Source organism: Thalassospira xiamenensis M-5 = DSM 17429 (genome assembly GCF_000300235.2).
In the GTDB taxonomy this organism is placed as follows: domain Bacteria; phylum Pseudomonadota; class Alphaproteobacteria; order Rhodospirillales; family Thalassospiraceae; genus Thalassospira; species Thalassospira xiamenensis.
The window spans coordinates 834,020-856,546 of the sequence record NZ_CP004388.1 but is presented as its reverse complement, the minus strand read 5'-3'; the positions used below and the strand labels follow the sequence as shown (position 1 = coordinate 856,546).

Annotated in this window: 20 protein-coding genes and 1 pseudogene; 19 read left to right on the top strand and 2 right to left on the bottom strand. The window is 51.5% G+C overall.

The features are described 5' to 3' along the window. The first annotated feature begins 51 nt into the window (after positions 1–51). Together flgA and flgH are read left to right on the top strand one after the other, a co-directional pair. Positions 52–1,032 carry a flagellar basal body P-ring formation chaperone FlgA gene (flgA, locus tag TH3_RS03880; protein ID WP_139328332.1) on the top strand — a complete coding sequence of 327 codons (981 nt, stop codon included), beginning with the start codon at positions 52–54 and terminating at the stop codon, positions 1,030–1,032. 127 nt (positions 1,033–1,159) lie between these two features. Beyond that, positions 1,160–1,933 carry a flagellar basal body L-ring protein FlgH gene (flgH, locus tag TH3_RS03875; protein WP_139328333.1) on the top strand — a complete coding sequence of 258 codons (774 nt, stop codon included), beginning with the start codon at positions 1,160–1,162 and terminating at the stop codon, positions 1,931–1,933. Positions 1,934–2,173: 240 nt separating this feature from the next. Here flgH and dksA read toward each other — a convergent pair whose 3' ends face one another. Both dksA and TH3_RS03865 read right to left on the bottom strand, forming a co-directional pair. After that, positions 2,174–2,593 carry an RNA polymerase-binding protein DksA gene (dksA, locus tag TH3_RS03870; protein WP_007092332.1) on the bottom strand — a complete coding sequence of 140 codons (420 nt, stop codon included), beginning with the start codon at positions 2,591–2,593 and terminating at the stop codon, positions 2,174–2,176. A gap of 153 nt (positions 2,594–2,746) precedes the next feature. Further along, complete coding sequence (locus TH3_RS03865) at positions 2,747–3,190, bottom strand: flagellar assembly protein FliX (protein WP_007092331.1); 444 nt, start codon at positions 3,188–3,190, stop codon at positions 2,747–2,749. A gap of 354 nt (positions 3,191–3,544) precedes the next feature. Here TH3_RS03865 and TH3_RS03860 point away from each other — a divergent pair, with 354 nt between their 5' ends. The 17 genes and pseudogenes from TH3_RS03860 (at position 3,545) to TH3_RS03785 (ending at position 22,468) form a co-directional block, all read left to right on the top strand. After that, a complete protein-coding gene (locus TH3_RS03860) occupies positions 3,545–4,678 on the top strand; it encodes a flagellar basal body P-ring protein FlgI (protein ID WP_007092330.1) in 1,134 nt (377 codons plus the stop codon). Continuing rightward, positions 4,678–5,025, top strand: a complete 348-nt coding sequence (locus TH3_RS03855) for a rod-binding protein (RefSeq protein ID WP_007092329.1) — start codon at positions 4,678–4,680, stop codon at positions 5,023–5,025. Before TH3_RS03860 ends, TH3_RS03855 begins: the two co-directional genes overlap by 1 nt. A gap of 5 nt (positions 5,026–5,030) precedes the next feature. Next, a complete protein-coding gene (locus TH3_RS03850; protein ID WP_139328334.1) occupies positions 5,031–5,492 on the top strand; it encodes a hypothetical protein in 462 nt (153 codons plus the stop codon). A 14-nt stretch (positions 5,493–5,506) separates the two neighbouring features. Then, the gene (flgK, locus tag TH3_RS22230; protein WP_007092327.1) at positions 5,507–7,867 is read left to right on the top strand and encodes a flagellar hook-associated protein FlgK; all 2,361 of its coding nucleotides are present in this window, start codon (positions 5,507–5,509) and stop codon (positions 7,865–7,867) included. Positions 7,868–7,896: 29 nt separating this feature from the next. Next, entirely contained in the window at positions 7,897–9,090 is a 1,194-nt protein-coding gene (locus TH3_RS03840) for a flagellin N-terminal helical domain-containing protein (RefSeq protein ID WP_007092326.1), read from the top strand. 66 nt (positions 9,091–9,156) lie between these two features. Next, on the top strand, positions 9,157–9,621 hold the full coding sequence (gene fliW / locus TH3_RS03835; protein WP_076519721.1) for a flagellar assembly protein FliW: 465 nt from the start codon (positions 9,157–9,159) through the stop codon (positions 9,619–9,621). A 486-nt stretch (positions 9,622–10,107) separates the two neighbouring features. Continuing rightward, on the top strand, positions 10,108–10,944 hold the full coding sequence (locus TH3_RS03830) for a flagellin N-terminal helical domain-containing protein (protein ID WP_040059521.1): 837 nt from the start codon (positions 10,108–10,110) through the stop codon (positions 10,942–10,944). 242 nt (positions 10,945–11,186) lie between these two features. Further along, complete coding sequence (locus TH3_RS03825) at positions 11,187–12,014, top strand: flagellin (RefSeq protein WP_007092323.1); 828 nt, start codon at positions 11,187–11,189, stop codon at positions 12,012–12,014. Positions 12,015–12,110: 96 nt separating this feature from the next. After that, a pseudogene (locus TH3_RS03820) lies at positions 12,111–13,478 on the top strand (IS1182 family transposase). A 340-nt stretch (positions 13,479–13,818) separates the two neighbouring features. After that, positions 13,819–14,646: a flagellin gene (locus tag TH3_RS03815; protein ID WP_007091348.1), complete on the top strand. Its 828-nt coding sequence runs from the start codon at positions 13,819–13,821 to the stop codon at positions 14,644–14,646. A 292-nt stretch (positions 14,647–14,938) separates the two neighbouring features. After that, positions 14,939–15,769, top strand: a complete 831-nt coding sequence (locus TH3_RS03810; RefSeq protein ID WP_007091347.1) for a flagellin N-terminal helical domain-containing protein — start codon at positions 14,939–14,941, stop codon at positions 15,767–15,769. 331 nt (positions 15,770–16,100) lie between these two features. Next, positions 16,101–16,940 carry a flagellin N-terminal helical domain-containing protein gene (locus TH3_RS03805; RefSeq protein WP_007091346.1) on the top strand — a complete coding sequence of 280 codons (840 nt, stop codon included), beginning with the start codon at positions 16,101–16,103 and terminating at the stop codon, positions 16,938–16,940. Positions 16,941–17,027: 87 nt separating this feature from the next. Next, on the top strand, positions 17,028–17,402 hold the full coding sequence (locus TH3_RS22605; protein ID WP_076519672.1) for a flagellar protein FlaG: 375 nt from the start codon (positions 17,028–17,030) through the stop codon (positions 17,400–17,402). 127 nt (positions 17,403–17,529) lie between these two features. Continuing rightward, positions 17,530–19,329, top strand: coding sequence for a flagellar filament capping protein FliD (gene fliD, locus TH3_RS03800; protein ID WP_007091345.1), 1,800 nt, complete (start codon positions 17,530–17,532; stop codon positions 19,327–19,329). Positions 19,330–19,394: 65 nt separating this feature from the next. After that, positions 19,395–19,937 carry a flagellar export chaperone FliS gene (locus TH3_RS03795; protein WP_007091344.1) on the top strand — a complete coding sequence of 181 codons (543 nt, stop codon included), beginning with the start codon at positions 19,395–19,397 and terminating at the stop codon, positions 19,935–19,937. Positions 19,938–20,183: 246 nt separating this feature from the next. After that, on the top strand, positions 20,184–21,686 hold the full coding sequence (locus TH3_RS03790; protein WP_007091343.1) for a flagellar hook-length control protein FliK: 1,503 nt from the start codon (positions 20,184–20,186) through the stop codon (positions 21,684–21,686). 20 nt (positions 21,687–21,706) lie between these two features. After that, complete coding sequence (locus TH3_RS03785) at positions 21,707–22,468, top strand: flagellar hook assembly protein FlgD (protein ID WP_007091342.1); 762 nt, start codon at positions 21,707–21,709, stop codon at positions 22,466–22,468. Positions 22,469–22,527 lie beyond the last annotated feature (59 nt).

Here is a 22,527-nt window from a genome sequence, read left to right as displayed (position 1 = left end):
AACTGCGTTTACGCGATTTATACAGTTCCGTGCTATGGTTGGCGGATGAAAATGCAGAAAATATTCCTTGTCCTTGCCCTTTTGCTTCCGGTGCTGCTGAGCAACCCGGTACCGTCTCACGCGCAATCGTCGTCCAGCTCCCAAGAACTGGATACCAATATCCTGTTGCGCCCTGATGCGGTTGTCGAAGGGCAATATGTGACATTGGGAGACATTTTCAGCGGCATAGACGTTGAACAGGCTGATATTCCGGTTTCCCATTCCCCGCAGCCCGGGCGGCAAACCGTTCTTGATTACCGCTGGCTTTATGGCATCGCGCAGCGAAACAAAATTGCATGGCGCCCCCGAACGACGGCGGACCAGATCGTCATCACCCGCGCAAGCCAGACAATTTCCATCGACGAAATTTCCGAAGCGATCAAAGATGCGCTTGTCGACCATGGAATAAAGCCGCCCTTTACTGTCGACCTTTCCGGCGAGACATTTCAAATCCATCTGCCTGTCGATGTACCGGCCGAAGTCGAGATCACAGGTCTTGACGTCAACCAACGGACAAACCGGTTCATTGCCAGTGTCACCACCGGCACGCAAACAGCCCAGCGCCGCACTTACCGCATGAGCGGCAGATATTTCCCCCTGGCACAGGTTCCCGTCGTGATCGAACCCGTCCGGCGTGGCGAGATCGTGCGCCCGGATCAAGTTGAATACCGAAATGTCCGCTCGGAACGTCTTCCAGCGGGCGCCATTCGCGACATCAACGATGTTATCGGCAAAGAAGCTTTGCGCCCGATCAAATCAGACGAACCCCTGATGTTCCGCGACTTTTCCAATCCGATCCTTGTTCGGCGCGGCGCACTGGTTACGATCCGATTGTTCACCGCCAACATGTCGCTAACCGCGCGCGGCAAAGCGCTTGAAGACGGGGCAAAAGGCGCGATCATTCGCGTCATGAACATGACCAGCAACAAAACCATCCAAGTGGAAGTTGTTGCCGAGAACGAAGTTCGCGCTTTGCCCGCAATGTCGCAATAGCACGGCGATTTCCCGCAATTCACGATGAAAGACAAAGGCTTGCCGACCCGGCAAGCTTTGCCCGCTCAGGAACCGCAATCTGGCATGAGGATTGCGTAGATACAGGCAGGAATTCCAGGAGGAATAAATGCCTGTTAATCACATGCAGATTTCAATGCGCCGTTTGGCAATTGTAACCGGCCTGATCGGTGCCACGGCACTGCTTTCAGGCTGCAACGCGATGAAACGCCTTTCCGAAGTCGGCGAGGCACCGAGGCTCTCGGCAATCGACAATCCCACGCAGTCAGAAACCTATCGACCAGTAAGCTTGCCAATGCCTGCACCGCAGATCGCAGAAAGCAATCCGAACTCGCTATGGCGTTCCGGTGCACGTTCGTTCTTCAAGGACCAGCGCGCCAATCAGGTTGGTGACATTCTGACGGTTGTTGTCGATATGCAGGACAGTGCGGCACTGGCCAACACCACCGCACGTTCCCGCACCAATAGCGAGGATCTGGCGGTGCCAAACCTTTTTGGCCTCGAGTCCGAACTCACCAAAGTACTGCCCGAAACGATCAACCCGTCATCGATGTTCGATATGGACAGCGCGACGTCCAACAGAGGCAGTGGCACGCTTGACCGTAACGAAGCGATTGACCTGCGCGTGGCAGCCATCGTCATTCAGGTCCTTCCGAACGGAAATTATGTCATTCATGGTCGTCAGGAAATCAGGGTAAACAGCGAAGTCCGTGAAGTTCAGATCGCGGGCGTCATACGTGCCGCGGACATCAGTTCGTCCAACGAAGTCGAATATGACAAAATCGCGGAAGCCCGTATTTCCTATGGTGGTCGCGGTACGATTTCAGATGTACAGCAGCCGCGTTACGGCAGCGAAATCATGGATGTCATTCTACCGTTCTGATTGATCCTGATCGCCTGCGCTTTCCTGGATTCCCGTGGGCAATCACGATTGACCAAAACCGGCCTGCCACAGGCCGGTTTTGTTTCGCCTGAACCAGGCCAAAACAAAAAAGGTCCGGCTGCAAATTACAGCCGGACCTTTGATTTTGGTTATCCCTAACCGGTATTCCCCAACAGAGCTTTGGCTTTTGCCATTTGACCGGATCAACGCAGGCGCGACCCGTGATTATTCCCGACGCGATCAGTCGTCGCGGCGAGTGCGCTCCATCCGTTCATGGCGTTCCTGGGCTTCGATGCTCAGGGTCGCAATCGGACGAGCTTCAAGTCTTTTAAGGCTGATCGGCTCGTCGGTTTCTTCGCAGTAACCATATGATCCGTCTTCAATTCGACGCAAAGCAGCATCAATTTTTGAAATCAGCTTACGCGCCCTGTCACGAGTGCGGAGTTCCAAGGCCCGGTCTGTTTCGGCCGATGCACGATCGGTCAAATCCGGTTCCTGAAGTCCCCCGCCATCCTGCAGGCTCGCTAATGTTTCCGAAGATTCTTGCAGCAGTTCAGCCCGCCAGGCCAAAAGCTTCTGCCGGAAATATTCCCGCTGGCGCGGGTTCATGAACTCTTCGTCCTCAGCGGGACGATAGTCTGGTGGTAGCGTGATAGTCATGTACGCCCTCTATACAGGACTCATCGAACGCGCGGCAATATAGAGGGCGCGCGCAATGGGTGCAAGCTGATTGAGTAAATAAATCTGAATTAGCCTGAAAGCCTTCACAACCTTGGGTTTTGCGACCAAAACCATCGCCCAAACCGTAAATTTTCAGGCCAGACCCGAAACTTCAAGCTTTGCAAGCTCGACCTGTGCCCGCAGATCAATCTCGTCCAGCACAGAAGAAAGGGCTGGATCGGAGATATTTTCGCGCTGCTGATCCAACAGCCCGACAAGCTGGCGCAGTCGGCTGGCAGGCAAAGTCCCGCTCAACAGAGCATCCCGCACACCTTCAAGCTGCTCAAGCAAGCTTTCGGCCCGCAGGACGGCGTGCTTTTTCGGGGAATCAAGTGCATCACCACTTTGCTGTAACGCCAGCAATGCATCAAGCGCACTGACCGTTCCCGCACTATGCACACCACCTGCCCCGCTTGCTCCGCCTGCGGAATCGAGTGAACGAATTGCATCAGCAAAACCGCCCGCACCGCCACCGCCGGATGTTTTCTTGCGTGTCGTGCTATTCGTGCCTGTCGCTTTGGATCCGCTGACCTTCATTTTTCACTTCCGCCTGCTATGTGGTAAGCTTGCCGGGATCGAACATGCAGCCATCACTACGTCAATCAGCTGTGCAAAGCCTGTCGGCTCAATCCGCATAGCCCTTTGGCAGTGATCCCGTTAGGCCGAGTCTCCCCCAAAGCGTTGCCTGACGCAACGGGAAAAAAATGCCGGGTCGGCACCCCACTATTGCCGTGCAGTTCGTCTGCTCGTCAAAAAAAACACCGATTTTCCGGCAACTTGCACAATCAGTGATCCAAAGCTTTGGCTTTCTGCCATCTGGCACGGTTTTCGCAGAAGTGTTTGCAAATTGTATCGGGTGGCAAACCCATCCCCGGAAGCGGAACAAAGAATATGATCAAAGGTCTAGGCAAATATGCATTAAAGGCAGCAGTGCTCGGCATGATCGCCCTGACGCAGGTTGTCCCGGCAAACGCCCAGTCGCGCATCAAGGATATCGCCGACTTTGAAGGCGTACGTGACAACATGCTGGTAGGTTACGGCCTGGTTGTCGGTTTGAACGGCACGGGTGACGATCTTGGTGATGCCGACTTTACCCGCCAAAGCCTTGTGGCCATGCTTGAACGGCTCGGCATCAACGTGCGCAGCCAGATCGATGACATTGATTCCGACAATATCGCAGCCGTGATGGTCACCGCCACCCTACCGCCTTTCTCGCGTCAGGGGTCGCGCCTTGATGTCTCCATCAGCGCAATCGGCACTGCCGAAAGCCTTCAGGGCGGGACCCTTCTGGTTACTCCCATGGTCGGTGCTGATGGTGAAGTTTACGCCGTTGCCCAGGGCAACCTTGCAGTCGGCGGGTTCTCTGCTGGCGGCAATGCTCAAACCGTGGTCAAGGGTGTTCCGACTTCCGCGCGTATCGCCAATGGCGGTATCGTTGAACGCGAAATCGATTTCAATCTCAATTCCATGCAGAACATGTCGGTTGTCTTGCGCAACCCGGACTTCACCACAGCCAGCCGCATTGCCGAAGCCGTCAATGCCTATCTTGGAGAAATCGCCGCGCGCCCAAGCGACCCCGGCACCGTTCGCATCAACATTCCGGAACGCTACAATCAGAATGTCGTGGCTTTATTGACGGACATCGAACAGCTTCGCGTTGAACCTGATCAGATCGCACGTGTCGTCATTGATGAAAACACCGGCACGATCGTGATGGGCGAAAATGTTCGCATCAACCGCGTGGCTATCGCGCAGGGCAACCTGACCATCCGCGTAACTGAAACTCCGCAAGTTTCTCAGCCTTCCCCATTCTCGCAAACCGGCACGACTGAAACCGTCGACCGAACCAATATCGAAGTGGATGAAGGCGAGGATAACCAGCTTGGCGTGCTTGAAAGCGGTGTCAGCCTGCAGGAACTGGTTAATGGCCTGAACAGCCTTGGCGTCGGACCGCGCGACATGATCACCATCCTTCAGGCGATCAAAACGTCCGGCGCACTTCAAGCCGAAATCGAGGTGATGTGATGATGATCGACAGCACCAATGCATTGATGGCGCAGGCGCAGGCATCTGCCCAGTACGGCAGTCAGAACAATGTCTCGAACCATGCAAGCCAGTTGACAGACGGACATGTCAAAACCGAGGCCCAGGCGCGTAAAGCAGGCCAGGAATTTGAATCAATGTTTCTAGGCCAGATGCTGAGCCACATGTTTGCAGGTATCGAAACCAACGAAACCTTTGGCGGCGGTCATGGCGAAACCATGATGCGGTCCCTGCTTGTTGATGAATATGCCAAAGAAATGACCCGCGCAGGTGGCATCGGAATTGCAAATGCCGTTACACGCGAAATCCTCAAGGTGCAGGAAGGATAATGACCATGACCACCGAACAGATGGTTATCGAACTCAAAAGCGTCACTTATGACCTGATTTCCCTGCTGGAGCGTGAAAATCAGGGGATGCGGGCCATTCCAATGCAAGAATATGAACGTTTTATCAATGATAAAACAGCGCTTTGCATGCGGTATGAGCAGTTGGTAACAACCCTTCGCAAACATGGGGACGAGCTGAAAAAGCTACCTACAGAAATCCGCGCAGAGCTAAGAGAACTGCAAGAACGCTTTCATGACGTTGCCGACAAAAACCGAATAGTTCTTTTGGCAATGCGGCGCACCACAGATCACATCGTAAAGACAATAGTCGACTCGATAAAAAAGCAGGCGGCAAGCGACTTCAGTCCATATGACAAATATGGAAACGCAGCGTCCGCACCAATCAGCAGCTATTCGAAACCGCAACAGAAAAAGTCTCTCTCGGTTTCACTGAATAAAACCCTTTAACGAGGTATTTTGTTATGTCGTTGACCTCTGCACTGAACAGCGCTGTTTCTGGTTTGAATACCGCACAAGCGCGCATTGCTGTGACGTCATCAAATATCTCGAACGTAAATACCATCGGCTATTCGAGAAAGATTTCCCAGCAGGAAACTATCACCCTTAACGGAACTGGCGCGGGCTCGACTGTCTCAAGCATATCGCGGAACATCGACGAGGGCTTGATGAAAACCCTGCGCGCCGAAATGGCTGACGCAGGGCGCACGGAAGTTCGTCTCAATTTTTATCAGAGCCTGCAGCAAATGTTTGGCTCACCTGAGTCTAACTCCGCGATTAGCCAGCGCATAAGCGAACTTGCTAACGCGATGGATCAAGTCGCAACCTCTCCCGAACAGAATGCCCCAAAAATCGAGGTTGTCGAGGCGGCCGAACAAGTTGTGAAATCGTTCGCGACAATGTCTGACCGGTTACAAAGTCTGCGTGCTGAAGCTGACGACCAAATCGGTGCAGACGTTCGTCGTGCCAATCAGCTTTTGTCCGAAATCGGCCAGCTAAACAGCTCTATTGTACAACTGAAAAATCTGGGACAGGCAACTGCCGACTTGCTCGATAAACGAGACAACGCGCTGACCGAGCTGTCCAAAATTATGAATATCAACTCATTTACACGTGGTGACGGTTCAATCGTTGTCATGACGGGCACCGGTAATCGTGTGCTGCTTGACCGTAATGTTGAACAGCTGACCTTTAATGAAACGTCGAGCTTTTCGGCAGGCTACGGTGGTGACGGATTGTCGCTGAATGGTGAAGACATCACTGACGAACTCAAATCCGGCACACTACGCGCCCTATTTGATATGCGTGATACAGAGCTGCCGGAAATGCAGGATCAGATAAATGAACTTGCTCAGAACCTGCGTAACGAACTTAATGCAATTCATAATAAAGGCACAGCATTTCCGCCCCCCGCAAACCTCAGCGGAACGCGTCTTGTCAACCTGGGCGATACAATATCGGCTGCCGGCCCAAGCAACACTGTTCGTATTGCGGCCCTGAATGCCGACGGCTCGCTCGCGGCCGGGGCCAGCTATCTTGACCTTGACCTTGCCGGGCTGACACCGCCAACGGTTAATGAAATCATCAATCAGATCAACAGTGCACCGGGTCTCGCGGGACGAGTTCAAGCGCGCCTGGAACCCTCGCCGAGCGGAAAACTCATAATCGAAGGCATCGGTGAAAATAAAGTCGCGATCAACGAAATGGATAGCGCGATTGACGTAAATGGCATCGAAACCAGAGGCTTCTCACACTACTTTGGGCTGAATGATTTCTTTGCCAGCGACGAAACCGGCGCAACCCTCTATTCATCCCCTGTAAGCAACCCCGATGCAGCGCTTTCTGTAGTTGGAACATTGACGATTAACGGGATCAATGTTCCCTACACCACTTCAGACAGCATGGCCGATTTGGCGGCGACGATTAACGCTATTCCGGGCCTGTCGGCAACCGTCATGGAAGATGGAAGCAGAGGTCGACTGAAAATCACCTCCGATAGTGGCGCCAACATCTCTTATTCCGACACAGGAAGTCTCGTATCCAAACTCGGACTTTCAGAAAACTCACCGTCAACAGCGCTGGGTTTGACCGTAAATAGCTCGATCTCCGACGATCCGGGACGAATTATTCGCGGAACGATGAACGCTTCAAGCTATGCGTCCTCAACAGGACAAGCAACAGGCACGGATGCAATTACCGGTCTCACCGGCGGAGACTTGGTCCTTCGCGGCGAGTTCGGCTCAACAACTGCCGTGACCTTGACTTATCCGGCTGGCGCGTCGCTGGACGACATTGCAAATTTGATCAACAACAATGCAACGCTAACTGCTGCGAATGTGACAGCAGAAGTTCGCTTTGATAGCGGTGTTGGCGGCTATGTCTTGATGATCAATGATTCAAACAAAGATTCTCTGGGACTAGAAGATGCCGGAGGCGGCAACCTGATCACCGCCATCAACCTCGATATCACAACAGGGCTGAGTTCCGGTGACAATAGCGCGGCACTCGCAATGGCAGACCTGTTTGACTCTGATGGTATCGATTTTGATGCAGCAGGTGGACTGCCAAACCAGAAAACCAGCTTTACCGGCTATGCGGCCTATTTGATTTCGACAAATTCCGCCAAAGCATCAACAGCCAAAAGTCAGGCAGATTTTAGCGCGACTCAAACTGCCGACCTCAATAACAGGCTGCAAAATATTGCTGGGGTAAACCTGGATGAAGAAATGTCAGACTTGATCATTTTGCAGCGCGCATACTCGGCTTCGGCAAAAGTTTTCACAACGGTTGACGAGTTGTTCGACAGCCTCATGAACGTCATTTAAAGCCTCGCGTAGCGAAGAGGATATCTATCATGATCGGAAGAGTTGCCACTTTCACCAATCACAATTTGCTGACCAATCAGGCGCTCGGCCAAGCATCTAATATTGTCGATTTACGGAACCAGGCATCAAGCGGCTACAAGTCGCGTGATTACGCGGGTATTGCTTCCGAAGCACAGGGTCTTTTGAGCTTCGAAAACAATCTAAATCGCCTGGAACAATATAATCGTAATGGTGTGCAAACCTCTTTGCGCCTGAAGAGTATGGAAACAGCAGTGAGCAATATTCTGGAACTTGCAACGGATATGCAAACCCAGATTCTGAGTGCAACAAATGCTGATCAAGCAGACGAAGCCGCGATAAATATATCAGCGAGATCAGCTCTTGAACAGCTTGAGGTCTTGCTTAATACAAAACTTGATGGCCGCTACCTGTTTGGTGGCTCGGACACCGGAAGCAGTGCGGTTAATTTTGATAATATAGTCCTGCCTGAAACACAAATGTCCGAACGATCTGTTGGTGATGGTACAGCAACACTGGCAAGCCTCGGCGTGACGGCTCCGGGCGGAACACTTGATATCAACGGAACCCTTATTCCCTATACCGATGCTCAAGACGTGCAAACTTTGGTGAATGACATCAATGCTGCCGGCGCTGGAGCAACGGCGACATTGCGCCAGGATCCCGAAGGCGGCGAGGTAAAGCTGGTGATTGAAGCAACCGGCGGCGGGCCGCTGGCAATTGCCGATATCGGCAACCTGCAAACATCATTATCAATGGTTAGCGCCCCGAACCCGGCTGCGGACTATGCGTATTACGAGGGAAACCAGCAAAAACTCTCTGCACGGTTGAACGAGGAGTTTACCATTGAATATGGGATCAACGCTGACGAAAGCGCGTTTGAGGAATTGATCCGCGGATTGAAAATCGCTGCGGAAACAGGAAACCCTGCGTCTCTCAACGTTGCTTTGGGGCATGTAAAAAACGCAATTAAATCCCTGACGGATGTTCAAACAAGTATCGGGGTCGACTTACACAATACGGAAAATGTTCAATCGCAGAACACTGATCTGAAACTGTTTTACGAGGAAGCGGTTACAAGCTTCGAAGCTGCTGACATCCCTTCGACAATTGCCATTCTTGCGCAGTACGAAACTTCGCTGCAAGCGAGCTATATGGTCCTCAATAAGAGCACACAACTCTCCCTTACGGATTATCTTCGTTGAAGCAGTGGGTAAAAAACGCCATATTCAAAATAATTGAGAAATCAGATGATTCTGGAGACCAACATTATGGCCGCAAGCCAGCCGCTCGATGAGCAGGCCAACAGCGTCGAATTGAATACGCGGTTTGGACAGCTGACGCTTGACCGAAGCAAGGCTATCAGCATGAACGCGAAAATGCTGGGCTTTTCGGACAGCAGTCATTTTGGTTTGATTGATATTCCCGGAAATGCCCAGTTGCCATACAAACTTTGGCAGAGCTACGACAACGAAAACGTTTCATTCATCGTCTATCCCTACATGACGGGCAACGAAATTGTTGATTTTCAGGAAATTCAGGACGCGGCAATCCAGCACGGGGTAACACCAGAAGACGTGGCTGCTGTATTTGTTGTCAAAATTGACAAACACGAAGATGGAAAACTGTCTTTAAGTGTTAACCTGCAAGCGCCCATCATCATAGATACTGCCAAACAAACCGCGTGGCAGCATGTCTTTCCGCACAACAAGTATCCGGTTGATTTTGCTCTTTAAATATCCCCTTCGCGATCCCGATGAGATTTCGGGACGAGAAGTTAAAGCTAAAAAGTTGTGAAACGCTGCCATATTGGCGGCGTTTTTTTTTCAGCCCATCACAATCATCCCCTACTTGAAATTGCAGAGGCATTTTTTGCCGGGTCCAATAGCGCATGGCGCAAATGGGATAATAATATTCCTAGCCAGATCATAAGCCGCTCCTTTCGAACAGAGTCCCGGTCGCCCGGCTCCCTACCTGCCCCCAAAATAAATGAATAAAAACAAACAACTAGTCAGATACTCAAAAACTGGCACACCTCCTGCATAGATGATGGAAACTTTTGCACAAAGACCTCGAAAGTAAGAATTCACGAGCAGGCCGGATCCAGAAAGAATCTGCGTGCTCACCCGAACCGCCTGATAGCTCAGGCATCGCGAATGGTCACCGACCGTTCAAACAGACCCGATAATGGGATATGTATTGATCCAGTTTAGGGGGCACTCATGGCTCTTAACGTAATCTCGAACTACGCAGCCAATGTTGCGCACCGCAACTTGGTCGACTCAGATAACTCGGCAACAAATTCCCTAGCAAAGCTGTCTTCGGGCAAGCGTGTTATGAATGCAAGGGACGACGCAGCATCCATGGCCATCGGTTCGCGCCTGAATGCAGAAGTTGCAGCTTTGAAAGTTGCAACCACCAACGCCACTCAGGCGGGCGCACTCCTGCAAGTCATGGATGGTGCTGTCACAACGATTGACTCGATTCTTGTACGTATGAAACAACTTGCAGTGCAGGCCGCATCTGAAAACTTGGGCGCGGCAGAACGCGGTTTCATCAATGGTGAAGCAACACAGCTTGTCGCCGAAATCGAACGTATCGCACAAGATACTGAATTTAATGGCGTGAAGGTCCTTAACGGTTCTGTGGCATCGCTGGGCTTCAAAGTTGGTACCGGCGCCGTTGCGGCAGAAGACGACCTGACCTTTACGCTTGTAAACGTGGTTTCCGGTGCTGCTGGCCTTAACATTGCAGCTCTTGACCTTACCACCAAAGCAAACGCCGACACAGGTATTGGTCTGGTTGATACAGCGATCAACTCCTTGCAGACCGCGCGTGCGTCAATTGGCGTCAACCAGAACCGCCTCGAATTTGCCGCACAAAACCTCCGGACGATCACTGAAAATAGCGAAAACGCCCGATCTGTCCTGGTCGACCTGGACGTTGCCGCTGAAATGGCTGCTTTCTCGTCGAAACAGGTCCTGATGCAGTCCGGTATCGCAATGCTTGGTCAGGCGAATCAGATGCCTCAGAACCTTCTGCGCCTGCTGCAAGGTTAAAGCGCCCCAAATTAAACCTATACGAGAAAAGCCCCAGGAGAAATCTGCGGGGCTTTTTCTATTTTCATAAAATTTCGCAACATAAACAATTATTTACTTTACGTCTTACGTGGAACCACTTACACGCAAAAAATCTTCTAAATGCAGATTAATGCACGCAGAAGAGGCAGGGATACTAGGAAGGTATCTCAAAAATTCGGCATTACGCTGAACAATTACAATCCACGTAGGAGTTAAAGACCATGGGTCTTGGTGTTATTTCCAACTATGCCGCAAACGTCGCTCACCGCAACCTTGTTGCGTCTGACGCTTCGGCAACAAACTCACTTGCAAAACTGTCATCCGGTAAACGCGTAATGAATGCGCGTGACGATGCGGCCTCTATGGCCATCGGCGCACGTTTGAACGCAGAAGTCGGCGCATTGAAAACCGCCACCACCAACGCAAGCCAGGCAGGCGCCCTGCTTCAGGTGATGGATGGTGGTATGAACACCATCAACGACATTCTTGTTCGCATGAAACAGCTTTCCGTTCAGGCGGGTTCGGACAACCTCGGCGCAACTGAACGCGGTTACATCAATAACGAGGCAACAGCGCTCGCCGCCGAGATCGACCGTATTGCTACCGATACAGAGTTCAACGGCGTCAAAGTTTTGAACTCGGCAACAGGTCTGAATTTCAAAATCGGCAGTGGTGCAGTTGCAGCAGAAGATGACCTGACCTTCACAACGTCAGACAACACGCTTGCGACACTCACAGGTGGTGGGGCAACAACAATGGCCACCAAGGCTGATGCCGACACGGCAAGCGCATCCATTGATACTGCCATCAATACGTTGCAAACCAACCGCGCAGCCGTCGGTGTGAACCAGAACCGCTTGGAGTTCGCAGCTCAAAACCTGCGTACAATTTCTGAAAACAGTGAAAACGCCCGGTCGGTTCTGGTCGATCTGGATGTTGCTTCTGAAATGGCAGCGTTCTCGTCGAAACAGGTATTGATGCAGTCGGGCATTGCGATGCTCGGTCAGGCAAACCAGATGCCTCAGAACCTTATGCGTCTGCTCCAGTAACTGCCGTCCAATTTCGCAAAAAGGCTGGCACTTGTTGCCAGCCCAGACTGCTGACAAAGTCCTCGCCATTGGCGGGGACTTTTGATTCAATGGGGAATGCTTAAGAAACCCAGCCCACATCAAACCGAACTTGAGATGGTGACACTCGACAGTTTGGTCCCCAGCGATCATTTGCTTCGTAAGATCGATGCCGTGATCGATTTCAGTTTTATCCATGCGCGCGTGGCCGATTTGTACTGCGCGAACAATGGCCGTCCCGCCCTTGATCCGGTGATGATGTTTAAGGCGCTGTTCATTGGCTATCTGTTTGGCGTGCGCTCGGAGCGCCAGCTTGTGCGCGAGATTGAGGTCAATGTCGCCTATCGCTGGTTTTTGCAACTCAAGCTGACCGACAAGGTCTTTGATGCCTCGACCCTGTCGCAGAACCGGCGGCGTCGATATCATGATGCCAGTGTTGCGCAGGATATTTTTGACGAGATCGTCGAGCAGGCGATCAGGCACGGGCTGGTGGATGGTAAGGTTCTCTATACCGACAGCACGCATTTGAAGGCCGATGCCAACAAGAACAAATGGGACCGCGAAGTGGTTGCCAAATCGCGCGCGGCCTATTGGGATGATCTGGATCTGGCGATTGAGGAAGACCGGGCGGCTCATGCGAAAAAGCCGCTCAAAGCCAAGGAACGCCAGCCGGTTGAGAAAGAAACCAAGATCAGCCGAACCGATCCCGACAGCGGATATATGGTGCGCGACGGCAAGCCCAAGGGCTTTTTCTATCTCGATCACCGCACGGTCGATGGCAAGCTTGGGATCATTACCGACAGTTACGCCACCCCGGCCAATCTGCATGACAGCATTCCCTATCTCGACCGTCTTGACCGACAAAGGCAGCGTTTTGACCTTGATGTTATCGCCGTCGGACTGGATGCGGGCTATGCGACCGCCGCGATTGCCAAAGGCCTTGAAGATCGTGACATCCTTGGCGTGACGGGCTATCGCCGCCCGAACCTTCGGGAAGGCTACATCCCCAAACGCAAATACGTTTATGACCCTGAACGTGATGCTTATCGCTGCCCCGAAGGTCAGCTTCTGTCTTATGCGACAACCGACCGAAATGGATATCGCCATTATCAAAGCGAGCCGGAAAAATGCCGCACATGCCCTGTGCTGGCTTCCTGTACCGCCAACGCCCATCACTGAAAAACTGTCACGCGCCATGTCTGGCAAGACGCCAGAGACCGGGCTGACGCCTATCGTCTGACAGAGTGGGGTAAGCGGGTTTACAAGCGCCGAAAAGAGACGGTCGAACGCTCTTTTGCAGATGCCAAACAGCTTCACGGTCATCGATATGCAAGGTTCCGGGGACTGATCAATGTCAAATGCCAATGTCTGCTGGCCGCCGCCGCCCAAAACATCAAGAAAATAGCCCTGGCTTTGGGCCCCAAGGGGCCAATCGCTGAGGGATAATCCCCTCGGCACACTCAAGCCAGCTTTCAAACACCTCTAAAAGAAAAACCCCGCCAAAATATGACGGGGTTTGTCAGCGGTCTGGGCTGGCACTTGTTGCCAGCCTTTTTTACGCCATTGAAACAGCACCTTAAAACCACCACGAAACCCTGAGCTTTTCTATATTAAAAAAAATCAATCAACACGCATTTTGCACTAGACACCCGTATAGAAATACAGTACTAAAGTGATTGTAAGTTGTCTGGTATTAGACCTTACAAATCCGTAGGCAGCGCCAAGATGGCGCGCTACGGGATTGGCAAGAAGCCGATTTATATTAATCCAAGTAGGAGTAAAGACCATGGGTCTTGGTGTTGTTTCCAACTATGCCGCAAACGTCGCTCACCGTAACCTTGTTGCGTCTGACGCATCGGCAACCAATTCTCTTTCCAAACTGTCATCCGGTAAGCGCGTGATGAATGCGCGTGACGATGCTGCCTCCATGGCCATCGGCGCACGTTTGAACGCGGAAGTCGGTGCCTTGAAAGTTGCCACCACCAACGCCAGCCAGGCAGGTGCTCTGCTGCAGGTCATGGACGGTGGTATGAACACCATCAATGACATCCTCGTTCGCATGAAACAGCTTGCAGTGCAGGCGGGTTCAGAAAACTTGGGAGCCACTGAGCGTGGTTATATCAACAACGAAGCAACGGCCCTCGGAAACGAGATCAACCGTATTGCCGCCGACACCGAGTTCAACGGTGTTAACGTCCTCAACTCTGCAACCGCCCTTGCCTTCAAAATTGGTAGCGGTGCCACTGCAGCCGAGGATGACCTCTCCTTCACGACTTCTGACAACACTCTCGCGACTCTCACGGGCGGCGGTGCCACCGCAATGGGAACAAAGGCTGCTGCAGATATCGCAAGCGCGTCCATTGACACAGCCATCAATAACCTGCAGACCAACCGTGCAGCCGTCGGTGTGAACCAGAACCGCTTGGAGTTCGCGGCACAGAACCTGCGCACCATTTCTGAAAACAGCGAAAACGCCCGGTCAGTGCTTATCGACCTTGACGTCGCCTCTGAAATGGCGTCCTTCTCTTCGAAACAGGTCCTGATGCAGTCGGGTATCGCGATGCTTGGTCAGGCTAACCAGATGCCGCAGAACCTTCTGCGTCTGTTGCAGTAATCAAAAACAGCTTTCGCCAAAAGGCTGGCTATTTTGGCCAGCCTTTTTTATTTGTCTTACCTGCTCCATCACACCTTAAAAGCCAATCAGGACGCCATTTAGACAAGTTTGTCATATCTATTTAAAAACGCTTTTGAACATTTTTTCTAGACTCTGGTATAGATATCCTCTAAGTTCACATATGTAAGTCTCAACAAGATGAGACAATTCGATCTGCTAGCAATTCAGGATGAAATGCACGGCAGGATTGGCAAGAAGCCGATTTACATTAATCCAAGTAGGAGTAAAGACCATGGGTCTTGGTGTTATTTCCAACTATGCCGCAAACGTCGCTCACCGCAACCTTGTTGCATCTGACGCTTCGGCAACGAACTCCCTTGCAAAACTGTCGTCTGGTAAACGCGTGATGAATGCACGTGACGATGCTGCCTCTATGGCCATCGGCGCACGCTTGAACGCAGAAGTCGGCGCACTGAAAGTTGCCACCACCAACGCCAGCCAGGCAGGCGCGCTCCTGCAAGTGATGGATGGCGGTATGAACACCATCAACGACATTCTCGTTCGCATGAAACAGCTTGCGGTTCAGGCGGGTTCGGACAACCTGGGTGCCACTGAGCGCGGTTATATCGACAACGAAGCAACAGCGCTTGCAAACGAGATTGAACGTATTGCTGATGACACCGAATTCAACGGTGTGAAAGTTTTGAACTCGGCAACCGCTCTCAACTTCAAAATTGGTAGCGGTGCAACTGCAGCTGAAGATGACCTGACCTTCACAACCTCTGATGTGACTGCAACGACTCTTGGTATTGATGCAACGACGATTGACCTGACGACGAAGGCAGATGCCGACACCGCCAGCGGCCTGATCGACACCGCAATCAACACTCTGCAAACTGCACGTGCAGGCGTTGGTGTGAACCAGAACCGCTTGGAGTTCGCAGCACAGAACCTGCGCACTATTTCTGAAAACAGCGAGAACGCCCGGTCAGTCCTGATCGATCTTGATGTTGCTTCTGAAATGGCTTCTTTCTCGTCGAAACAGGTCCTGATGCAGTCGGGTATCGCGATGCTGGGTCAGGCGAACCAGATGCCGCAGAACCTTCTGCGTCTGCTACAGTAATCAAAACAGCTTTCAGCAAAAGGCTGGCCATTTTGGCCAGCCTTTTTTTATTTATCTCACCCGCCCTGTCGCACCTCAAAAGCAAATCAGATCCGCCCCGATTTTTGTCCATTGATGAACAACCAGAACGTCAGGCAGCGTGAACGCGCGATAACTGTTAAAAAAGACGCTTCAACATTTTTTTACTAGACTCCTGTATAAATATACCCTATTTTATCACCGTGAGGTTTAATGAAATAAAACTTCACGCATCTGTGAGCATTTCAGGACGAGATGCGCTGCAGGATTGGCAAGAAGCCGATTTATATTAGTCCAAGTAGGAGTAAAGACCATGGGTCTTGGTGTTATTTCCAACTACGCCGCAAACGTCGCTCATCGCAATCTGGTTGCGTCTGACGCGTCGGCAACAAATTCCCTTTCAAAACTGTCGTCCGGTAAGCGCGTGATGAATGCGCGTGACGATGCTGCCTCGATGGCCATCGGCGCACGTTTAAACGCGGAAGTCGGCGCATTGAAGGTTGCCACCACCAACGCCAGCCAGGCAGGTGCACTCCTGCAGGTTATGGATGGTGGCATGAGCACGATCAACGACATTCTCGTGCGCGTAAAACAGCTTGCAGTGCAGGCAGGTTCTGAAAACCTCGGCACCACTGAACGCGGCTACATCAACAATGAAGCGCAGTCGCTGCTTGGTGAGGTCACTCGTATAGCAAACGACACCGAATTCAACGGTGTCAATGTTCTGAATGATGCAACCGTGACACTCAACTTCAAGGTCGGTACGGGCGCAACTGCCGCTGAGGACGATCTGGCATTTACGCTGGTCAACGTCACAACAGCTGCGGCTGGTCTTAACCTTGCAGCGGTTGACCTTAGCGGTGCCGACGCGACGAACGCAAACACGGCGATCCCCCTGATCGATGCGGCGATTAACGCACTTCAGACTGCACGCGCAAGTGTTGGTGTGAACCAGAACCGTTTGGAATTTGCAGCTCAGAACCTGCGGACTGTCTCGGAAAACAGCGAGAATGCCCGCTCGGTCCTGATCGACCTTGACGTCGCTTCTGAGATGGCAGCTTTCTCGTCAAAACAGGTCCTGATGCAGTCGGGTATCGCGATGCTTGGTCAGGCGAACCAGATGCCGCAGAACCTTCTGCGTCTGCTGCAGTAACCGGTTGATTATTATCACGGGGGTAGGCAAACTCCCCCCCGTGATATCAACTGGTTAAAATGCCGCGCAGGTATTGGAGCCCGGAAAATGGAAGCCGTTAAATTACAGAGTTCGACGCAGCAGGTTGGAGGCCCGGTAGTTGCTTCGTCTTTGCGCAATGTGCAGAACACGTCTTCTGCAAGCGCATCTATTACCGGATCCGCAGCCAGTCTAAATCAAGGCAATGACGTAAGCGGTTTTACTCAAGCGCTTAGTCAGGAAATTGCGCGAAATGTTTCTTCCGAGCTAGGTATAGACAATCTGGATGTCCAGTTGAGCTACAGCGAAGATACCGGACGCGTCATTGCGGTCGTACGCGATGCAGGTGGAGAAGTCTTGCGTCAGATTCCATCTGAAAGCATGCAGACATTGATCGCCAGATTGCGCGATTCTTTAGGCCCACTGATCGACGTCGAAGTGTAGGCAACATTTTCCGCCTGTTTAATGGCACACAGATTGCTTCGTTCGAGGAACATTCTGTAATGCCCATGTCTCGCAAAAATCTTGATTTGCCGGGACAAGCACACATTCCGAATTCCGGAGTAAGGTTATGAGCGGTATTAATCTCGACAATATCTACGTCGGAGCAAACGGCAGGGTTCAACTGTCTGGCGGCAGCTCGAACATCGACTTTGTCAACATTGTTGACAAGATGATTGAAGCGCGCCGGATTCCCGCCAAGAATCTGGAAGACAAGATAGATGTTAATAAGAATGCTCTAACCTCTCTTAATACAATAAAGTCGCTGACGACCGAGCTCAAGAACGCTCTTTCCACCCTCTATGGTGCGATGAGCTTCGACAATTCCAAGGATGCGTTTGAAGCCAAAGGTGTCTATCTAACATCATCCAGCAGTTCGGGAACCGCAACTCCGGCGGCTCAACTTGTTGGCGTAACGGCATCAAATGCGACACCGGAAGGGATTTACGAGCTGGAGGTTCAGTCCGTAGCTCAGCGTCAGAAATTCTCGACAGCAACACAGAACATCACCACGTCCGCCGACCTGACAGCCGTGACCGGAACGGGCACCTTCACTTTGGGAACAGCCAAAGGCTCCACAACGATTTCGGTCGAAGCGGGCGATTCGATGATTGATATCCGCGACAAGGTGAATGCTGCCTCCGGAACGACGGGAATTCGTGCAAGTGTTGTCAAAGTCAGCGACACGCAAAGCACCCTTGTTTTTTCGTCTGTTGACGAAGGTACGGCAAATGCTGTGACCACATTTGAAGATACGACGGGTTCTGTTTTGTCTTCTCTTGGCGTGTTTGACGGCGGAATTTCTGATCCAGAAAATCCTTTGCAACTTGCACATCAGTCACAAGTGGCATCAGATGCGACTCTGGTAGTTGATGGTGTGACGATCACGCGCTCTAGCAACGATATCAACGATATCATTACTGGTGCCAGTATCAATTTGTATGATGCTGAACCCGGAACAACAGTGCGGATTGAAGTTGAGCGTGACCTCAACACGGCCAAAACAGCCATCCTCGATGTCGTCGAGGCATACAACGCCTTGCAAACCTTCATCAACGAACAGACCTATGTCGATCCGGTAACTGGCGAAGCTGGTGAAGATGCTTATCTGGTTGGTAATCCAACCGTTCGAAGCATTCAGCAGCAGTTGAAAACGATGGTGTCGTCGCAAGCTGAAGGTGTTACCAATCGTGGTCCGGATGAAGAAGATTATTCGCTTTTGGCCGACATTGGCATATCAACAGTGTCACCTCTGCAAACAGATCCCTATCTGAAGGGCACGCTTGAACTTGATGAAACCAAGCTCAATCAGGCTCTTCTTTCTGAACCACAAGAAGTCATCGAACTGTTTGGGTTAAAAACGACAACTGATAACCCTAACGTGACGGTTACTGGCTTCAGCGGAAAAGTGCAGGCTGGCACGTACGCGTTCAATATCACGTCCACCGCAGGCGCCATCACCGGATCAGATGTAGACGGTGTAGCAGGATCGACAGAAACACTCGGCTCGAACAGCGTTTCGGCGACCGACGCAACCAATGCAAATGGATTGGTTTTGTTGTATAATGGTCCCGATGACGCAACGATTACGGCTAATGTTACTGTCTCCGTCGGTGTTGGAGCTCAGCTTTTCTTCGGCCTGGAAAAGCTTCTTGACGAGAGTGATGGCATCCTTTCACAAGAAATTGACAAGCTCCAGACTCAGAATGGGTCGTATAGTGAAAAAGTGACCAAGATTGATGACCGGTTGGCTATCCAGAAGGACAGTCTTCTTACCCAGTTTATCAAGATGGAAGAAGCTCTCGCGCAGATGAAAACGATCCAGCAGTCTTTGACCGAAATGATGGCTGCTTCGCAGAAAGACCAATAAGTACCCGTTTTTATCAGTAGCTATTCTGTCTGATTAAACATGGTGGAAATCAATAGGAGTATGACATGAACGGGAATGCAGCCCTGGCTTATAAAGCGCAGCAGGTGAATAGCGCCAACCCGGCGCAGATCGTTTTCATGTTGTATGAAAAAGCGATTATCCACTTGCGTGACGTGATTGCCAAAGGCGAATCAAAAGATGTAATGGGCCGGTGTGAATCCAACTGTCTGGCGCAGGAAATCATCTTCCAGCTGATGGACGCGTTGGACCATGAAGCTGCGCCGGACTTTGCGGGCAGAATGGACAAGCTGTACCGATTCTGCATCAATCATCTGGTCTCAATTGATATTGTGGGCAAAACACAACCCGCTCAGGATGTCATCGACCTGCTTATTCCCCTCCGGGAAAGCTGGAAACAGCTTGCAGAAAAAAGTTCCGAAGAACTTCGTATTGAGATGCGAAAAGCGCACACTTCTCAGCTTAATCAAGCTTTGGGGAATACTGGTTTCTCCGGCAATGCTTATCAACCCGCACCACAGCAGAATACGTCCTACAGCCAGGAACAGGAATCTGTTCCACCACGGACAGGTATTTCTGTGTCCATTTAATGCCCGCCTCTACGTGTATTCGTTGCGCAGTAACACACCGCTCTGTCTTGCAGGGCGGTGTTTTCGTATGCACACCGTGAAAAGACAGGCAATTTTTGCCCTTTGGGCAAGACATGCATCATTGAAAGCCTCACCTCAAACCAACCTCTCTATTAAATCAGTGATTTTCTAGTGACTTAACCACATTGGTGAAACTGGCCCGCCTTTTGCTCTAATCATTGCACTGTCTTTAAAGGGACCTCTGTCATGATTAGTTCTGAAATCAATTTTCGCACCACTGCCGTAGCAAGCGCCGCAGCCCCACGACTGGCTGGCGAGAGCAATATGGCGTTCGGGCAAGTGATGGATGCGATGAAGGCTAGCGATCGCAACGACCGGCCGCTGAGTGATACGAGACATCCCCAACACGAGGTAAAATTTGCCGAGCAGTCGGTAAAAGACAAAACAGATGTGCCCCGCGACGAGAAAAAAGACGTCACCCCGCGCGAGGACGTAAAGCAAAAAGACTCAGCTCAACGTGATGAAGAGCCGGATCAGCAGGAAGCTGTTAAAGCTGAAGGTACCGAAGGTACCGAAGTAGAGCAGAAGCCCTCATCCGAAGCTAATTCTGGAGACGAGACGGGCAATCCCACCCAAAAAGAAGTTGCAACCGAAGATAACACGGATCCAAAGGCAACGAGTGGTGACGAAGCAACAATAATTACGGTTTTGGCCGAGACGGTCCACCCCAACCAAAAGGTTGGAGAAGGGACGAATTTGGTTCAGTCCCCGGAGACCGCCACGTCTGAGTTGATGGGGTCTACCGCGTTATCCAATGCGCCGAGCATGTCGACAGGCAAGTCGGCCAGTGACGCTGCGATCATGTCACAAAGCGCAATGGCGGCTAGCGTAACCGGCGCAGAGAATAAAAAATCCCCTCTAAATGGGAAAAATGATTTCCTGGCAAGCCTCCTGGACGATATGTCCGGTGATGGTGTCGCCAAATCGGCCAAACAGGGTGATACGACTTCCACCACCAACAACAATTCAAATGCAAGCAGCGGCAATAATCCAACAAGCAGCACGACAAGCACGACCACGGCAAATTCTGCGGTAAACAATACTGCATCACAACAGATGGCAGCTGCTACAGCCATCCCACAACAGACAACGCCGCAAAACGGCCAAACCGCAGCCCCCGCGAAAACGGTAAACACTTCGTCCGTTGAAGGAAGCGCGTCGCCGACAGCAAACAATGCAGGCAGCGTTTCATCGAACAGCGTGAACAGCAATTTGCAAAGCGGACACACTACGGCAAACGCACGACAAACCCCGGCCCAGCAAGTGCAGCAACAGGTTGCCGTGCATATTCGAAACGCCGCAAATGATGGCGTTGAAAAGATTTCGGTTCAGCTTCGCCCGGAACATCTCGGGCGTGTTGATGTGAAACTTGAAATTTCCCATGACGGCAGGGTGCAGGGTGTTATTCAAGCAGACACCCGTGAAACGTTGGATCTTCTGAGACAAGATGCGCGTTCATTGCAGCAAGCGCTGAAAGACGCTGGCCTGAATGCAGACAGTCAAAGTTTCACCTTTGAACATCGTAATGAAGGTGACAATGGTCGGGACAACCAAGGTCAGCAACGGGTTGGAAGCAATTCTGCATCAAGCCCTAATGACGGCGATATTTTAAGCGGAGCCGAGCTCGCAGAACATGTCGCCATTGGCTATGGGATCAATCCCAATGGCCTTGTCGATATTCGAATTTAGCGAAATAGGGGAATGAAGTTATGACTGTATCCTCCCTATCAAACATTGGCCTTTCTCAAGCCGACAAGAACGCGACTTCCGGCGCGTCGTCGCAGCAACTTGCAGCCAATCTGGATACGTTTTTGACGCTTCTGACGACGCAGCTGAAAAACCAGGATCCAACCTCTCCTATGGAGACGGACAAATTTACGGATCAGCTAAGCCAGTTTGCACAGGTCGAGCAAGGCATTCAGACCAACCAAAATCTGGAAGATCTGCTTTCAATGCAGGAACAGCAGCGCCAACTGTCCGCTCTATCTTATGTCGGAGCCCGGATTGAAGCTGTTGGTGATACGAGCTGGCTGGAAAAAGACGGCAGCATCGATTTCAAATACAACGTTTCGCCAGCTGACGTTCCGCAAGTGGAGCTTCAGATTGTTAATCAGGATGGAGATACCGTTTATTCCAAAACTGTATCCGACAAATCCGGCCTTCAAGATTTCAGCTGGGATGGGAAAAGCAATAGCGGCGTCGCCCAGCCAGAAGGTGCCTACACCCTTGTGGTCAAACCCAAGGATGGCAGCGGGAACACGTATGCTGATAAATCCGGCAAACCAGCAGAGGTCTATATCGGAATTTCAGGAATCGTCGAAAGTGTCGATATTGCCGATGACGGCATTTACCTGCGTATCGGTGGAGTGTCTGTTCCGTTTGAGACACTGACCAATGTCAAGCTTGGCGCAAATGGAACTCCTACAAACGAAACTCCAACCGATGATGAAGAGCAGGACCAAGCGGCCTGACGCTCAGACACGGTATTGTAATTAACAGCCTGTAAGTGCAGGAGAAAGAAAATGAGCCT

Coding starts and splice junctions, on each gene's coding strand:
- flgA (WP_139328332.1), top strand. CDS start 52: ATGCAGAAAATATTCCTTGTCCTTGCCCTTTTGCTTCCGGTGCTGCTG.
- flgH (WP_139328333.1), top strand. CDS start 1,160: ATGCCTGTTAATCACATGCAGATTTCAATGCGCCGTTTGGCAATTGTA.
- dksA (WP_007092332.1), bottom strand. CDS start 2,593: ATGACTATCACGCTACCACCAGACTATCGTCCCGCTGAGGACGAAGAG.
- TH3_RS03865 (WP_007092331.1), bottom strand. CDS start 3,190: ATGAAGGTCAGCGGATCCAAAGCGACAGGCACGAATAGCACGACACGC.
- TH3_RS03860 (WP_007092330.1), top strand. CDS start 3,545: ATGATCAAAGGTCTAGGCAAATATGCATTAAAGGCAGCAGTGCTCGGC.
- TH3_RS03855 (WP_007092329.1), top strand. CDS start 4,678: ATGATGATCGACAGCACCAATGCATTGATGGCGCAGGCGCAGGCATCT.
- TH3_RS03850 (WP_139328334.1), top strand. CDS start 5,031: ATGACCACCGAACAGATGGTTATCGAACTCAAAAGCGTCACTTATGAC.
- flgK (WP_007092327.1), top strand. CDS start 5,507: ATGTCGTTGACCTCTGCACTGAACAGCGCTGTTTCTGGTTTGAATACC.
- TH3_RS03840 (WP_007092326.1), top strand. CDS start 7,897: ATGATCGGAAGAGTTGCCACTTTCACCAATCACAATTTGCTGACCAAT.
- fliW (WP_076519721.1), top strand. CDS start 9,157: ATGGCCGCAAGCCAGCCGCTCGATGAGCAGGCCAACAGCGTCGAATTG.
- TH3_RS03830 (WP_040059521.1), top strand. CDS start 10,108: ATGGCTCTTAACGTAATCTCGAACTACGCAGCCAATGTTGCGCACCGC.
- TH3_RS03825 (WP_007092323.1), top strand. CDS start 11,187: ATGGGTCTTGGTGTTATTTCCAACTATGCCGCAAACGTCGCTCACCGC.
- TH3_RS03815 (WP_007091348.1), top strand. CDS start 13,819: ATGGGTCTTGGTGTTGTTTCCAACTATGCCGCAAACGTCGCTCACCGT.
- TH3_RS03810 (WP_007091347.1), top strand. CDS start 14,939: ATGGGTCTTGGTGTTATTTCCAACTATGCCGCAAACGTCGCTCACCGC.
- TH3_RS03805 (WP_007091346.1), top strand. CDS start 16,101: ATGGGTCTTGGTGTTATTTCCAACTACGCCGCAAACGTCGCTCATCGC.
- TH3_RS22605 (WP_076519672.1), top strand. CDS start 17,028: ATGGAAGCCGTTAAATTACAGAGTTCGACGCAGCAGGTTGGAGGCCCG.
- fliD (WP_007091345.1), top strand. CDS start 17,530: ATGAGCGGTATTAATCTCGACAATATCTACGTCGGAGCAAACGGCAGG.
- TH3_RS03795 (WP_007091344.1), top strand. CDS start 19,395: ATGAACGGGAATGCAGCCCTGGCTTATAAAGCGCAGCAGGTGAATAGC.
- TH3_RS03790 (WP_007091343.1), top strand. CDS start 20,184: ATGATTAGTTCTGAAATCAATTTTCGCACCACTGCCGTAGCAAGCGCC.
- TH3_RS03785 (WP_007091342.1), top strand. CDS start 21,707: ATGACTGTATCCTCCCTATCAAACATTGGCCTTTCTCAAGCCGACAAG.